The sequence below is a fragment of the Methylobacterium sp. P3_A11 genome (assembly GCF_056403155.1).
On record NZ_JBFUGA010000045.1, the window covers coordinates 1 to 15,151 of the forward strand.

The 15,151-nt window shown below is 63.3% G+C and carries 13 protein-coding genes and 3 pseudogenes; 11 read left to right on the forward strand and 5 right to left on the reverse strand.

The features are described 5' to 3' along the window. Positions 1-28 precede the first annotated feature (28 nt). A pseudogene (locus AC1DXK_RS15335) lies at positions 29-782 on the forward strand (transposase). A gap of 14 nt (positions 783-796) precedes the next feature. Here the strand turns inward: AC1DXK_RS15335 and AC1DXK_RS15340 are convergent. Next, positions 797-1,280: pseudogene (locus AC1DXK_RS15340) on the reverse strand (transposase family protein); the annotation flags it as partial. Positions 1,281-1,443: 163 nt separating this feature from the next. Here AC1DXK_RS15340 and AC1DXK_RS15345 point away from each other — a divergent pair. Further along, complete coding sequence (locus AC1DXK_RS15345; protein WP_477298256.1) at positions 1,444-2,349, forward strand: DMT family transporter; 906 nt, start codon at positions 1,444-1,446, stop codon at positions 2,347-2,349. Between the two features lie 65 nt (positions 2,350-2,414). On the opposite strand, the pseudogene AC1DXK_RS15350 reads toward AC1DXK_RS15345, so the two are convergent. Next, a pseudogene (locus AC1DXK_RS15350) lies at positions 2,415-2,545 on the reverse strand (IS256 family transposase); the annotation flags it as partial. Between the two features lie 1,010 nt (positions 2,546-3,555). On the opposite strand from AC1DXK_RS15350, the gene AC1DXK_RS15355 reads away from it, so the two are divergent. The 6 genes from AC1DXK_RS15355 to AC1DXK_RS15380 all read left to right on the forward strand — a co-directional run bounded on the left by AC1DXK_RS15355 (position 3,556) and on the right by AC1DXK_RS15380 (position 8,903). Next, entirely contained in the window at positions 3,556-4,803 is a 1,248-nt protein-coding gene (locus tag AC1DXK_RS15355) for an aromatic ring-hydroxylating oxygenase subunit alpha (protein WP_457107753.1), read from the forward strand. A 93-nt stretch (positions 4,804-4,896) separates the two neighbouring features. Further along, positions 4,897-5,379: a nuclear transport factor 2 family protein gene (locus AC1DXK_RS15360; RefSeq protein WP_457107752.1), complete on the forward strand. Its 483-nt coding sequence runs from the start codon at positions 4,897-4,899 to the stop codon at positions 5,377-5,379. A gap of 112 nt (positions 5,380-5,491) precedes the next feature. After that, entirely contained in the window at positions 5,492-5,857 is a 366-nt protein-coding gene (locus tag AC1DXK_RS15365) for a Rieske 2Fe-2S domain-containing protein (RefSeq protein ID WP_457107751.1), read from the forward strand. 55 nt (positions 5,858-5,912) lie between these two features. Next, the gene (locus tag AC1DXK_RS15370) at positions 5,913-6,980 is read left to right on the forward strand and encodes a 2Fe-2S iron-sulfur cluster-binding protein (protein ID WP_477298259.1); all 1,068 of its coding nucleotides are present in this window, start codon (positions 5,913-5,915) and stop codon (positions 6,978-6,980) included. Positions 6,981-6,986: 6 nt separating this feature from the next. After that, positions 6,987-7,754 (forward strand): sulfite exporter TauE/SafE family protein, encoded by a 768-nt coding sequence (locus AC1DXK_RS15375; RefSeq protein WP_457107749.1) that lies wholly within the window; start codon positions 6,987-6,989, stop codon positions 7,752-7,754. A gap of 138 nt (positions 7,755-7,892) precedes the next feature. Continuing rightward, positions 7,893-8,903, forward strand: coding sequence for a LysR family transcriptional regulator (locus AC1DXK_RS15380; RefSeq protein ID WP_477298261.1), 1,011 nt, complete (start codon positions 7,893-7,895; stop codon positions 8,901-8,903). Positions 8,904-9,024: 121 nt separating this feature from the next. On the opposite strand, the gene AC1DXK_RS15385 is transcribed toward AC1DXK_RS15380, so the two are convergent. Then, positions 9,025-9,765: a hypothetical protein gene (locus tag AC1DXK_RS15385; protein WP_457107747.1), complete on the reverse strand. Its 741-nt coding sequence runs from the start codon at positions 9,763-9,765 to the stop codon at positions 9,025-9,027. An 89-nt stretch (positions 9,766-9,854) separates the two neighbouring features. Then, positions 9,855-10,697, reverse strand: coding sequence for an amidohydrolase family protein (locus AC1DXK_RS15390; RefSeq protein WP_457107756.1), 843 nt, complete (start codon positions 10,695-10,697; stop codon positions 9,855-9,857). 617 nt (positions 10,698-11,314) lie between these two features. Between AC1DXK_RS15390 and AC1DXK_RS15395 the strand changes: the two genes are divergently transcribed. After that, positions 11,315-12,649 (forward strand): MFS transporter, encoded by a 1,335-nt coding sequence (locus AC1DXK_RS15395; RefSeq protein ID WP_457107746.1) that lies wholly within the window; start codon positions 11,315-11,317, stop codon positions 12,647-12,649. Between the two features lie 140 nt (positions 12,650-12,789). Here AC1DXK_RS15395 and AC1DXK_RS15400 read toward each other — a convergent pair whose 3' ends face one another. Next, complete coding sequence (locus AC1DXK_RS15400) at positions 12,790-13,017, reverse strand: hypothetical protein (RefSeq protein ID WP_477298264.1); 228 nt, start codon at positions 13,015-13,017, stop codon at positions 12,790-12,792. Positions 13,018-13,598: 581 nt separating this feature from the next. Between AC1DXK_RS15400 and sorA the strand changes: the two genes are divergently transcribed. After that, positions 13,599-14,804: a SorA family sulfite dehydrogenase catalytic subunit gene (sorA, locus tag AC1DXK_RS15405; RefSeq protein ID WP_457107744.1), complete on the forward strand. Its 1,206-nt coding sequence runs from the start codon at positions 13,599-13,601 to the stop codon at positions 14,802-14,804. Between the two features lie 11 nt (positions 14,805-14,815). Further along, positions 14,816-15,148, forward strand: coding sequence for a SorB family sulfite dehydrogenase c-type cytochrome subunit (sorB, locus tag AC1DXK_RS15410; protein ID WP_457107743.1), 333 nt, complete (start codon positions 14,816-14,818; stop codon positions 15,146-15,148). Positions 15,149-15,151: the final 3 nt, after the last annotated feature.

Here is a 15,151-nt window from a genome sequence, read left to right on the forward strand (position 1 = left end):
GCTCTTTTCCTGAAGGAGGGGGTTTCCGATGGCAGACCGGAAGCAGACCTTTACCCCTGAGTTTCGCGCTGAGGCGGTGCGATGGGCGCAGACGAGCGGGCGGTCCCGCCGCGAGGTAGCCCCCGATCTCGGCGTCGGGCTCTCGACGCTGCGCACCTGGATCGACGGCCGGCGTGAGCGGGAGATGGATCACCCGCCGGCCGATCGGCAGGAGGACATGGCCGCCGAGCTCAAGCGCCTGCGGCGCGAGAACGAGGTGCTGCGTCAGGAACGGGAGATCCTGAAGCGGGCCACAGCTTTTTTCGCCAAGGAGGGAAGTCGATGAGGTTCCGCCTCATCGACGCGGCGAAGAAGGACTTCCCGGTCGCGCGCCTGTGCAAGGTCCTCGACGTCAGTCCGAGCGGCTATTTCGCCTGGAAGAACCGCCCGGCCTCGACGCGCCAGCGCGAGGMTCTCGTGCTGCTTGCCCACGTCCGCTCCGCCTTCACGCTCTCGCACGAGACGTATGGCAGCCTGTACCTGGCGGTGGTCCTCGATCTGTACTCCCGACGGGTCGTGGGCTGGGCGGTGGGCGATCGCCTTCACAAGGAACTTGCACTGGCTGCGTTGCGACGTGCCCTTTGGTCTGGCGCACCGCGTTCCAGACGCGAGCCGAGGCTATCGCCGCGCTGGCCCGTCACATCGATGGCTTCTACAATCCCCGACGCCGTCACTCGGCACTCGGCTTCACAARCCCCACCCAGTTCGAGAGGGGCATCGCCCACCAAACCGCTCCCCACTGAACTGAAGCAAGTCCAGTTCGGCCCTTGCGCAGCGCCCCATCGTCGATGCCGATAACGTGCTGCCGTCGGCGTTCGGAAGCGGCAAACGCGCTTCGTCCGCAACAGGGTTGTGGCGCTGGTCGGCATAGCCAAATGCCCGAGCAACCGGGCGGCGGGCTGGCCACCGAGCGCGAGACTGGTGCGAGCATGCGCGTCAGTGAGGCGGCGCGTGCGCTGGGCATGGCGGCTGAGCGGCTTCTGGAACCGCTCGGAGCGGGTGCGCCGGGGGCAAGCCGGGTTGCGCCAGTAGAAGCGCCGAACCTCCAACTGCAGCTGGACGGCCTTGCCGCTGACCGGCAGTTCGGCGGGCCGTCGCCGATACCGGCTATGGACCGACGTGCTCACGGTTCGACACGTCGGGCAGCGAACGTGATCGTGTGGAGTTTCGGCGGCGACCATGAGGGCGGCGCGCTTGACAGGGACGAGGCGACAGCCGGGCAGAGGGCAAAGCAAGGTCATGCTTCGATCTGTACCTTGGAGACGATCTTCGCCACGAGCCAGCCGTCACGCTGACCCTTCCACCAAACCTGACGGAGAACCACTCCTAAGGGGCGGATCAGTGCGAGACTCAGGCCAGAAATTCCTGGTTTCTATCTGGGCTTCAAGGCTATATTCCGTTTCGATGCGCGCGTTCCTCAGCTCGTCAAGCGTAAAGACGGACGCAAGTCGAAACCGAGCTAAAGGCTTGGTCTGGGGAAGCGTCGGCGTGCTCGCCTTCTCGGTCTCGCTGCCTGTAACCCGCCTAGCGGTGGCTGGAGGAATAGCAGGCAGTTTCGTCGGAATCGGTCGGGCAGCGGTCGCTGGCGTCCTAGCCTTGCTCACGCTAGTGATAATGCGCCAGCCGTTGCCCTCTTTTCGACTGATGCCCCGGCTCGCAGTGGTCGCAGTTGGGGTCGTGCTGGGCTTTCCGCTGCTCACTTCTCTCGCCCTTACTCACGTGCCCGCGTCACATGGCGTCGTCGTTGCAGGCCTGCTCCCTTCAGCCACCGCAGTCATGGCGGTATTTCGCGCAGGAGAGCACCCCTCACTGCGGTTCTGGATCGCTGTTCTGGCTGGCGTCGCGTGTGTGCTCAGCTTCGTCTTCGTGCAAGGAGGGGGCAGCTTTCAGTGGGCGGATGCGCTTCTACTCGCTGCGGTCGTGCTCTGCGCGCTGGGTTACGCCGAGGGTGGCGCGCTAGCTCGGGAGTTGGGGGGCGTGCAGGTCATGTGCATTGCCGTCATTTTGGCACTGCCCGTCACGGTGCCGATCACACTGATAGAGCTGGATGTCGTCCTGCTTGCACACATTACACCCGCTGCCTGGGCTGGTTTCGCCTACTTGTGCGTGGTCAGCAATGCGGGCTTCTTTGCCTGGTATCGCGGCCTATCTCTCGGCGGCGTAGCGCGGATCAGCCAGCTTCAGCTCGCGCAGCCTGTTCTTTCGCTGGCCTGGGGCTGGTTGCTGTTGGGAGAAGTGATTACTGGCCCAACTATCGCGGCTGCGCTCGGTGTCCTGACCTGCGTGGTCATGGCGCAATGGCTGCGTTAGCTGTTTGCTTGCGGAACGTCATTGGGGACTGTCGGAAATTTTGTGTAGGTGCGGCGGGTTGAACATCAGGCCGCCATGGCACGGGTAAAGCGCTCACCGAAGAAGACGGCGAACTGCGCCTTGGCCATGACCCACTCACGCGGGCCATCTCCCACGCCTTCTCGGAGTGGTTCAAGACCAGGTAGAGCAGCTTCAGGGTGTTGCTCGAAGACACCGGCAGTGCAGAACCTTTGCAACACCGCCTCCGGATAGGCGCCGGCGTCGATAACCCCGACCTGTGGCCACAATTCCGCTCTCACGACCACTGCGAGACTGGGGAGCGTGCCGGGCTCGGAGGAGGTCATTTTTGAGCTTGTCGCTTAGCTTGGGCMTAGTGCCTAGACGCCGACGAACGCATCTCGTGCTTGCCCGCTAACTTGCTGCTATCGCTTCGAAAAAGCGCGCTACCTCGTGTACGCTTTGTTGGCGTCAGAGCACTAGGGCTCGCCGGACCGGAAGAGCGTCGGGGCTTTCGCAACCGTTGGCAGGAGTGAACAGTTCGGTCACCGGGATGTCTGCGCAGGATTGTCCGGGGGTGAGGACGACGTGTCCGCACTCCGCGTAGCCGGAAGAGCGGTCTGGTGAGCGGGTGTACGGCCCACCCCCCCTATGGCAGTCAGAGTGGTCGGACAGGCAAAAGCTTGCCGCGCAGCAGCAGGCTCAATGTTCTGAGCGCGATGTTCGCGCCACTCGCGCCCGCGGCGACGGCCCTCGTGCTCACGGTAGTGCGTAGGCGCCGCCTAGACTGACCCCGCCGGAGCCGTTCCCTGCGCTGAGGCCGTCACGATCCCCCAGCGCCGCCGTTCCGCTTCAGAATGGATCGGGCGGATTCTCGGGTGTCACCTCCTCTGGAGGCCGGACTCCGGAACGCCCTCCTTCGGCGCGTGACCAGCCGGTCAGATCTACGTCCTGTCGCCTGCCGGATCTATGAGCCCATAAAAAGATTCAATTATCGGCCGCTGCTTCCCTGGTCCATCCTAAGCCGAGTGCTGTGGCGCCCCGGGTGAGTGCAGAGAGCATTGTCCTTATGAGCGCGTACGTACATCGTTCGCTTCACGAGGACGATCTTCTGCCCGCCCTCGTGGCTAACGGCATCGATCACTTGGTGGCGGGCGTGAGAAGCCCGCCACAGTGACACGTGACGTGGCTGTACTGGGAGGAGACCAGATGCCTGCAAGAAACCACAGTCAGTGGACCGCAAATCCGCCCCTGGAGAGCAGCGAGTGGATCGACAGCCGCATCTATACCGAGGAGGCCATCTTCGAGGAGGAGATGGAGAAGATCTTCAAGAAGACCTGGATCCCCGTCTGTCACGAATCCGAACTCCCGAAGCCCTACGACTTCCGAACCACGAGCATAGCGCGTGAACCGGTCGTCGTCTGCCGCGGCCCGGACAACGTGATCCGCGCGTTCCTAAATGTCTGCCCCCATCGCGGGATGATCATCGAACGGCGCCCGGCGGGAAGCTTCTTCGAACCCCAGCCGTCCGGAAACCCCAAGCGTATGACCTGCATGTTCCATGCGTGGCAGTTCGACATGAAGGGGAATTGCGTCTACGTGAGCCGCGAAAAGGAGGGATATCAGGACCGCCTTCGCAAGGAGGACGTCGGTCTTCGCCGCCTCCGGTGCGAGGTCAAGTTCGGTGGCTTCGTTTGGGTTAACCTCGACGACAATCCTGTCTCACTCGAAGATTGGGCGGGCAAGCCGTTCGAATGCCTGCGCAAGACTCTGGAGGCGGAGCCGCTCGAAGTCTTCCACTACCACAAGGCTATTGTGGAAACGAACTACAAGCTTTGGCACGACACGAATTGCGAATTCTATCACGATTTCATGCACTATCACAACCGTGTCACCGGCTTCAACGACGCGTACTTCGCTCGAAAGAACGAAGCTTTCGAGAACGGTCACATCGTGGTCGGTACGTTCGAGGTGAACTACGACCAGTATGAGGGGTTTGAAAGCCGGGCTGGGCTCTCCTTCCCGCATCTGCCGCCGAACCAATGGTACATGATCGACCTATTCCCGGGCATGAACTTCAACCTGCGCGGTTCGGCGCTCCGGTGCGACACGGTTACTCCGCTAGGCCCGAACAAGCTCATGATCGAGTTCCGCGGCCTGGGATTGAAGAGCGACAGCAAGGAAGATCGGCAGACCCGGATCAATCACCACAACTCCATCTGGGGGCCGTTCGGCCGGAACCTGCACGAGGATCTTATCGGCGTGCAGGGTCAGGGCACGACGATGCGACCGGGCTCGGAGCCCCGCCGCATACTTCATGGCCGTCAGGAGAACCAGACGATCCACGATGAGAACGGCATGCGGCACTACTACGACGAGTGGGGCCGCTGGATGAACCGCATGCCAAATGATCCTGACAAGGTCTTCGCCGAGCGAGAACTTATGGCTGCGGAATAGCGGACGATCTCCGGGCGGCGACCCAACCGGGGCCGCTGCCCGGCACACGCGAGAGACTCGACGACAGACAAAGACAAACGGGAGGGTTTCGCCATGGACGCTGCGAGCGCCGTACGCGAGGCGATCGGCCGAGCGACCGTCTACTTGGACGATCAACGCTGGAACGATTGGCTCGATCTCTGTGCCGACGACTTTAATTATGCGATCAAGTCGTACAGTCCTGAGATCAGCCAAGATATGACGTATCTCCAGGGAAGCCGGAAAGACATGGAGAGCCTGATCAAGCTCCTCCCCAAGCACAACACCGATCACTCGCCCCTCAGTCGCCACACGAATGTTTGCACTGTCGAGGTCGATGCCGACGGCAAGAATGCGACGGCTGTCAGCTCTGTCGCCGTCTACCAACATTTGCTCGACGGCACCAATTCGCATGTCGACTCGGGAGAGAGCAGGCTGTTTCTCGTCGGCAAGTACATCGACAAATTCCGCATCGAAGAGGGGCGTCCTATCTTCGTCGATCGCGAGGTCCGGCTTCAGAACCGACGCCTCGACAAAGGGTCGCATTGGCCGATCTGACGGATGCCGTCCGTTTTCGGGCGGTCAGCCGGAGCCTGTGTTCCAGTCTTGCCCGCCGTCTATTTGGAATGCCGTAACAGGATTGAAGCCACCTGCGCTCCGCGGAGGAAACATGGGCTGGAAGTATCTGTGCGACGCCTCGGACATCGGGACCAACGCCGTCAAGCTGGTCGATGTCGACGGCGTTTCCGTGCTCGTTGCCAATTATGGCGCCGGCTTCAGGGCCATGCCGCCGATCTGCCCGCACATGGAGGAGCCCCTCGCCGAATCCGGCGTGATCGCGAACTGCATCCTGACCTGCACGAAGCATCTGTGGGCGTGGGATCTCCAGACCCTGTCGATGATCGGCGAGACCGAGAAGGAGCTGAAGACCTACGAGGTCAAACAGGAAGGCGGCAAGGTTCTCGCCCTCATCGACGGGGAGATCACCTACGATTTCGACGAGGATGGCGACGATGACGACGATTTCTTTAACTGACGTGGACGCGTCGCCATCGGAGCTGAGCGGCGGCGGTCGTTTGCTCGATCGCGCGGTGACCGCGTCGGCGGGCGCCGTCCGCGTACAGGTGCAGTCCAAGGCGGGTTCCGTCACGTTCGATTGCGGCCGGGACGAGACCCTGCTGCTGGCGGGCCTCAGGCAGAACCTCACACTGCCCTACGAATGCGCCTCGGGAACCTGCGGATCCTGTCGGGCGCGCCTGGATTCGGGCGAGGTCGCCAATGGCTGGCCGGACGCGCCCGGCCACGCGAAGATCAAGCCCGCGAAGGGCGATATCCTGATGTGCCAGACCCGTCCGCTGGGGGATTGCTCCCTTCGGGTTCCGGCCAACGTCGTGGAAGGATTCCCGCGACACGCGTGCCCGACCCACCACAATGGCCGGATCGAGCGGCTCGACAGGCTGACCGCGGACGTCCTCCATTTCGACGTCGTTCTCGCCGAACCGATGGTGTTCGACGCCGGGCAGTTCGTCCTGCTGCAGGTCCCCGGCCTGGAGGGTATGCGCGCCTACTCGATGGTGAACTACGAGCGCCGGACCCGCCGCCTTTCGCTGGTGGTGAAACGCAAGCCAGGGGGTGGGTTCGGAGACTGGCTCTTCGAGCGCGCGGTCGCGTCCGATACCGTCGATGTCTTCGGCCCCCTCGGCCGAGCCACGTTCCATCCCGATGAAGATCACGATCTCCTGATGGTGGCCGGCGGCTCCGGGATCGCCGGCATGATGTCCATCCTCGAGCGGGCAACGAACGAGGGACATTTCGATGCCCATAAGGGCTACGTGTTCTTCGGGGTGAGGACGATCGACGATTGCTTCTATCTCGAGCAATTCAGCCGGTACGTGGACAAGGCGCGTGGGAATCTGGAAGTCACGATCGCTCTGTCGGAGGCCCCGCCTCAGGGTCCGACGGAGGCCGCACATCCGGGCGTTCGCTTCGCCACCGGCATGGTGCATGAGGTCTGCGGGCGGGCCATGGCGGGGCGCTTCACCGACAGGATGATGTCGTACCTTGCGGGGCCGCCACCGATGGTCGATGGAGCCCTTCGGACGCTCATCAGCAGCGGCACAGTCACGCCGGATCGCATCCGGTACGACAAGTTCGGATAGTCTCGCATGCTCGCCGCCGCCGCCACGCCGCTCGCGTTGAATCTGCTGTTCGTCGGCACCCTCGCCGGCCTGATGATCGGCTGTGTCGGGATCGGCGGCGTCATCATCGTGCCGATCCTGTCGCTCGCCCTCGGCGTTCCGGTCGGAACGGCGGCGGCGGCGGCCATGGTGGGCTATATCGGTACCGGACTCGCCGGAACGCTCGCGTTCGGCCGGAACGGGTCGATCGACAACCAACTCGCGGGGCTGCTGTGCCTGGGGGCAGTCCCCGGCGCGCTGACCGGAGCCTGGATCGTTCGGACCGCCGATCCCTTCGTCGTCCAGGCGACGATTGCCTGCCTCGCGGGCGGTGCGGGCCTTCACAGCCTCCTCAAGAGCCGGGCCGATTTCGCGCCGCGCCCGCAGATCGCCTTCGGCGTCGCCAGCGCGATGCTGGTCGGGTGCCTGGTCGGCCTGATCTCCGCTGTAACCGGAACCGGCGGCCCGCTCGTCCTCGTGCCCCTTCTCATGTGGCTCGGCTTCCCGGTGCTCGGTGCGGTGGGTTTGGGCCAGGCGATCCAGATCCCGGTGGCGATCACGGCGACCGGGGGGGCGATGCTCTTCGGCTCGCTCGACTACGCGATCGCGATCGCTCTCACCATAGGCCTCGTGGTCGGCTGCCCGGCCGGCGCCTGGGTGTCCCACCGCATCGAACAGAGGGCGCTTCGGACTGTGGCCGCGACCGTCCTCCTGGGGACCAGTTGCATCATGGCCGCGACCTTGGCGTTTCGCTAGGGCGTAGTCCTGCCCTCTGGGACCACGCGGGCGCGGTCCCTCGCCCGGATAGCTTTACTTTCCGCTCCTCACCATGTAGCATTATAATGCAGCGGCTGCGGGGCTGATGTGAAAGAGTGCCGATAGGGCGGAGCGCCAATGTTCCTGCGTCAGTTCAACTATCTCTTGGCCGTAGTCGACGAGGAACATTTTGGCCGGGCAGCCGAGAAGTGTCACGTGACTCAACCGAGCCTTTCGGTGGGCATCAAACAGCTTGAACTTGAACTCGGAGTACCGGTCTTTCTTCGCGGGCGCGGACAACGCTTCCACGGGTTGACGGCCGAAGGCCAGATCGTCGCGAAGTGGGCGCGCAAAGTCGTCGGGCATTGCGACGCCATGCGCGACGAGATCGCGGAGATGCGCGCCAATCTGTCCGGACGGTTGAGAATGGGGGCGATGCCCTCCATGTCGCCCGTCCTGCCGGTACTGCTTCAGCTTGTCCGACAGAAGCATCCGAACGTCGCGATGGATGTCCGTTTCATCGGCCACGACGCGATGAAGGTCGGGCTGAACAACTTCACTCTGGATGCGGCTCTGACATACCTCGACGAGGCGGAACTCGGGCGACGTAATACGATCAAGATCTACACCGAGAAGAGCTGCATCCTGGTCTCGGACACTCCGGAATACGCAAACCGCACGACCATGGGCTGGGACGAGGCTGCGAGGCTTCCTCTGGCGATGCTGCGCCCGTCCATGCATGAACGCCGTTTCGTGGACAGCGTCTTTGCCAAGATCGGTCTGAACCCCGAGCCCAAGCTGGAATCCGAGTCGATCCTGCACCTGATGTTTCAGGTGCAGTTCGGAGGCCTCTGTACGATCATCCCCGAGCACTTCACCCGCATGCCGGGTCTCCATCCGGGAACCAAAGCTCTGGATCTCGTGGATCCGGTCGTGAGCCAAGATGTCGGGTTGTACTGGTCCGAGGGAGAGCTTCTCACGCCGATCGCGAGTGCCCTGGTCGCCGCGGTGAAGAACCTCAACAAGCGCGGCGGCCTGGACCAGATCCTGAGCCGGACGTCGAACGTGCCGGCCCCCGATTGGAACGCCACGCTCCCGCCCCTGGCTTGCCCGAGCTTCGGCCTGCCGCAGAAATCCGAGCGGGTCTGACCGGACCGATCAGGATCCGCCGCCGGGGATCGCACACGAACCGAGCCGGGCCCGAGATCGGGGACCGGCTCGCCGGACAACGAGATCCGGGGAGCCAGGACGGACGCCTTTCGGTGCGGTCTTAGTGGCCGCGCACGAAGGCCTCGAGCTGGGCGCCCTCAGCATGCCTGAAGATCTGCGAGGCCGCGACAACGTCCTCGCTCCGGCGCTTCTGGCCGTCGCATCCACGGACGTAGAAATGCGGCTCGTCCAGACCTGATCCCACGGGCCTGAAGCCAACGACACAGGTCGCGCATTCCAGCTCCATGCTGAGATCCTCGGGCCGAACGAGGATTCCGCTGTCGGTCGCGCCGCCTTGCCGAGGATCGGCACTCCGAAGCGCATGCGCCGCGTGCGACATCCACTCGGCCAGAAGCGTCAACTCCTCCCGATACTGCTCGGGGCTGAAGTCCTGGCCATCGCCCGAGAGAAGCTGGGACGCGTCATAGGGGAGGTTCTTCGTGAACTTCGATCGGTCCACCCCTCTGTGCAGCAATTCGATCAGCAGCCATGCCTCGGCATGCGCCGGCGAATGTTCTTCCGCCGAGAACGCGTGATTCGAGGGCTGTCCGTCCTCGAGGAACTGGAGGACCATCTCGGCGACGCGGAGCTCGAGTTCCAGGCCGTCAGCGAGGCCGTGGGTCCTGATGGCGCGTCGTTCGTCGCACCAGCGGAGCCTGACCGACCCCCGCGTTCCCGCGTCGGGCCCGTAGCTGTTCTCGACGCGGGCCACCCATTGCAGGAGGCTGTGGACCTGATGCTGCGCCTCGTTGAACTTCCGGAAATCGTTCACGTCAGGATGGAAAGGCTTAGGCTCCGCCATGGTTTCGACTCCCTATTCAGCGCGATGCGCGCGCCCCCAGGTCCCCGTGCCGGGCCTGCAGGGCGCGCGCTGAGTTCAGGGACGACGGTTCATCGCTCGAAATTCATTCCGAAGATGCGGCCGGCGTTCAGGTAGGTCGCTGCCGCAAAGGCTTCCGCCGAGAGGCCGAGGTTGCAGAAATCATCGACACCCTGACGCATCGGCCGGAACGGATACGAACTTCCGAACAGGAACTGGTCCTTCATGAAGCCGTTGGCCGCTTCGATGTACAGCTTTCCGCCGGGACAGAATGTGTACATGTCCGGAGAGACGAAGACGTTCTCGTTCCGGAACGCGACCGTGACGATGTCATGCACGCGAGGGTAGAAGCCGTGTGAGCACACGAGCTTCAGCTTGGGAAACGTCTTCGCGACCACATCGACGGCGAACGGATCGTTGAACGCGAGATCGGGCGTCGTCGGCCCCGACATGATGAAGGCCGGCACCTCCAGGGTCTGACAGAGCTCGTAGAGCGGCATCAGACGATCGTCATGCGCCTTGAGGGGCTCCTTGTAGAAGCCGGCATCGAGGTTGAGGCCCGTCAAGCCGAGCTGCCGGATGGCCCGGGTCGCTTCCTCGAGCGCGCCGTCCGGGCCGAGTTCCACGGGATCGACGGACGCCACGCCCAGAAGCCGCTTCGGAGCCGTGGCGGCCACATCGGCCAGTGCGTCGTTGGTAACCCGCACACCCGGGACACTCCGGGCGACCATCACGGCCGCCGTGATGCCCGCTTCGTCCATCTCGGCGACGAAGCCCGCCGCATCGCGGGCACGGGTAAAGTGATCGACATCCCGGCTCCCGACGCGTTTGTTGAGCCAACGGACGACGCCATATTCCGGAGTATCCGGTGTTGAACCAAAAAATTTGTGCAGAAAAGCCGGCCGACTCCGCATGTCGACGATGGGTTTTTTGCCTCCATCTGCCACTTCAAATCCTCCCGGTTTGCCTTCGTTATTGAGTTTCGCGAACGGCGAGACGTTTCAGCTGGCCTGGTAGGTCGAGCCGATGGATCTGTTGCCGGACCGATGTCCGCAGGACGTGACCAGTCTGTTCTCGCTCGGAACGCGAAAATATTAGAAAATTCGGATCGGCCCATAGCCCGATCCTAATTTACTCACGCGTGAGCGCCCGGCAGTCTGCCGTTTGCAGGGCGCTCGCGCGCAATCGAACCCCTGCGCGGGCAAACTAATAGACAGCTCCTATCGCTAACTTCCAAATAAATATTAGCCGCAGCGGTGATAAGCGGCCAATCATCGAAGGGCGACGTCTTTGCGCTGCAACATGGAGGTTTGCATCGAACTTTGTGCTCGCGATTTGGGAGCTCTAACGCTCGCTCTGGCAGGGACTCGAGACCGTCGAACGGTCGGTCGACAATCAGGTTTACGCCAAACCAAAGACCAGCGGTCGGGTCCGACTGGCAGAGCGCGCTGTGGCTGAGTTGTGACGATGGGGCTTGCTGTTGGTCAGATCGAGCAACCAAACGGCTAACATAAACTGGGAGGAGAACGTTATGTCGTCAGGTGTCGGGGTCATTACCGAGGGGGCTGTTCCAATTGGCTCGGCAACATCAGCGCACGAGATTCCCTTCGAAGAGCCTCAGATCACGAAGAAGGCCCGCAACACGATCACACTGGCGGCGACGCTCGGCTATTTGTTCGATGCCTATGCGATCAACATCTACGGCATGACTCTAGCTCTCATCGCGCTGGACTTCGGGGTCGGCGTTCAGACGATGGGCGCCATCGGCTCGATCTTCATCGCGGGCTACATGCTCGGCAGCTGCGTCTTCGGGATGTTGGGCGACAAGATCGGCCGCAGGAAGACGCTCGGATTCTCGATCTTCGCCTATGGGAGCGTGACGGCCCTGACCGGCTTCGCGACCGGCCCGATCTCGTTCGCCCTCGGCCGGTTTCTCACTGGGGTCGGCGGCGGCGGAGAACTGACCGTCGGCGTTCCCTATGTCGTCGAGTCCTGGGACAGCAAGAACCGCGGCCTCGGCGCTGGGTGGATGTTCGCAGGCTATGCCATTGGCGTCGTCTACGCGGCCGGCGTTTCAGCGCTGATCCTCGATTGGCTGGGTTGGCGCGCAATGTATTTCCTTGCGATCCTGCCGGCTGTCGTTATCCTTTTCGTCCGCCTCCAGCTCGAGGAAAGCCCGTCCTACGTCGCCACGATGGCCAAGCTGAAGGAAGCCAAGCGCGAACGTGTTTCTCTCACTGCTGCCATGAAGCAGAACCCGCAAATTCGGCGCAACCTTATCTGGGGATCGCTGATTTACGTCTCGCTGGCCTGCATCTACTACGCCGAGACAGTGTTTGCAGTACCCTTCATGGTCACGACGCTCAAGATGACAACGGCTACGGCGGTTGCGACCCTCGGGCTGTTTAATCTCTCGATGTTCGCCTTCTCGATCATCTGTGGGATGGCCTCAGATCGCGTTGGCCGGAGACTGGCGGGCTCGATCACGCTTCTGGCCTTGAGCGCGGCCCTTTGGGTCATGTTCTCGACCGCTTCCATTCCCCTTTTCATTCTCGCCGGCATGCTCGCGTTCGGCGGAATAGGAGGATCTTGGGCCATCGGCATGGTGCATGTCGCCGAGCTTTTCCCAACCGAGATCCGCGGATCGGGCTATGGAACTGCGGTCGCCATCGGCCGGCTCCCGTCGATCTTCGCGCCGCTCGGCATCGCTTGGCTTGCCAGTGTGACCGAGGGCGGGATGGGGGACGCTATGAAGTACTCCTGCGCAGTCTTGCTCTGCGCGTTGCTCGCCTACATCTTCGGACCCGAATCTCTGCGCCGTAGCAACCCCGGCATCGCTCCAGATACAGTCAGCAAAGCTGGCTGACGCACCGAGGTCGCTCCCTCGTCACCGCTCCGAGGTTCGCGATCTGGTTCGTCGTGCCTGGCCGTGGATCCCGATCACTCGCGCGATGGGTTCGGGATCCACGGTCGTCCTCCGAGAAAATCCCGCGATCGGGCGCCGTCTCAGTAGCTCTCGAGCCCGTTGCAATACGGGTGTGGAAAGTAAGCTTTGCCCCCAGAAGTGCACAATTCGCCGATCAGGTGTTGATCCAAGACCGCTCCGATCGTGAAAATCAGCGTCGCGATGACGACCGTCAGAGCGACGGCCGTCGCTTTGGGATAAGCTCTAAAGCGCTGAATTAGGGCAAAGCCGAACGTGATGGTGAGTGCTTCTGCGATCGCCGCGTACATCAATTTCATCCCACTCCTGAGGCGGCCGCATGGTTGGCACCTGTGCGACCGGCTCGCGTCCAAACACCAAGCCAGGGCCTAAGGCCTGCATCCTCTAACGCGGCCGACAGTCCAACGGCACTGCACAATGAACATGTCCCCTCCGCAGATCGCGCATTGTCGCCGCGACAACGCATGCAACCTGATAATGGCTGCCTATGAGCTCCAAGGGAAAATGTATTGGCTCCCGAGGCATCCTGCGTCTTAACCGGAGTGCGGAGCGCACGGGCCGAACGTTTCTCCTGGCCGAACGGAACGGATGCCGCTTCGCAGATCCGGCATCAGATCCCGGATCGAGCGGCGACCGTTTCAAATCGCTTATCCGGCACCTGCCAGGTTCGCAGGTAAAGACCTCGTGAGGGGGATCAGGGTGACGGGTGGCCCGAAATTGTCCATGTTCTTGGCCGACTTATCTGCGGCATGAAAGAAAAGGTTGTAATTTACAGCAGCAACAATCGACCGATAAACTTGATAACGACAGTGACCTGAGAGCCGGGCGGATGGCCGGAACCCGACTTTTGTTTCTAAATGGAGAGTTGGAAATGGACCTCGGGAGACGCGAACTGTTGAAGGGCGCCGCTGCAGCGACACTCGCCAGTGCGGGTTTCGGCCTGCGCCGGGCCGATGCCGCAGGGACGGCGACGCTGCCCTTCGGCAACGGGGAGCGGCCACTCGTGGCCTATCCGGGCAAGCGGCCACTGCTGCAGATGACCGCGCGCCCCCCGCAGCTGGAGACGCCGTTCGCCGTGTTCGACGCGGGCGCGATTACGCCGAATGACGCGTTCTTCGTGCGCTACCACCTCGCCGACATTCCCACCGAGATCGACCGCCAGGCCTTCCGCGTCGCGGTCAAGGGCCATGTCGAGCGGCCCCTCTCCCTCACGCTGGCCGACCTCAGGGCGATGCCGCAGACCGAGATCGTCGCGGTCAACCAGTGCTCGGGCAATTCCCGCGGCTTCTTCGAGCCGCGCATCGCCGGCGGCCAGCTCGCCAACGGCGCCATGGGCTGCGCCCGCTGGACCGGCGTGCCGCTCAAGGCCGTGCTCGACAAGGCCGGCGTGAAGGCCGGCGCCGTGCAGGTGTCCTTCGAGGGCCTCGACGGACCGGTCCTGCCCGAGACGCCGGACTTCGCCAAGGCGCTGACCCTCGACCACGCCCGGGACGGCGAGGTGATGCTGGCCTGGGGCATGAACGGGCAGGACCTCCCCTGGCTGAACGGCTTCCCGCTCCGCCTGGTCGTGCCGGGCTTCTACGGGACCTACTGGGTCAAGCACCTCGACAGCATCACCGTCCTCGATCACCCCTTCGAGGGCTTCTGGATGAAGAGCGCCTACCGCATCCCCGACAATGCCTGCGCCTGCACCGAACCCGGCAAGGCGCCGGACAAGACGGTGCCGATCGGCCGCTTCAACATCCGTTCGTTCCTCACGAACCTGGCCGACGGCGCGCAGGTGAAGGCAGGCCGCCTGCCCCTGCGCGGCATCGCCTTCGACGGTGGCTCCGGCATCAAGGCCGTCGAGATCTCGGCCGACGACGGCAAGACCTGGAGCGGGGCCAAGCTCGGCCCGGATCTCGGCCGCTACGCCTTCCGCACCTGGACCGCGGAGGTCGACCTGACGCCGGGCGCCCACGCCCTGCGCGTGCGGGCGACGGGCAACAATGGCGGCACACAGCAAATGGAGCCGCGCTGGAACCCCGCCGGCTACATGCGCAACGTCGTCGAGACCACCCGCGTCACAGCGGCCTGAGGAGGATCGAAATGATCAGGTCCATCGTGCTGCCCGCCGCGGCCGTCGCGCTCACGGCCGCCCTGGCCGTAACAGCCGCGCGCGCTGCGCCGGAGACCTATGCGCTGCCGGAGCCCACGGCCCAGTTCCGGCCGGCCCCGGAGGCCCCGCACGCCGCCGGCTTCCGGGCCGCGCAGGAGAACTGCCTGACCTGCCACTCGGCCGACTACATCGCCATGCAGCCGCCGAAGAAGGGCCAAGCGTTCTGGGACGCAGAGGTGACTAAGATGATCAAGGTCTACCGCGCGCCGATCGAGGAGCAGCAGGCCAAGGCGATCTCCGCGTATCTCGGCGCGACTTACTGAAAG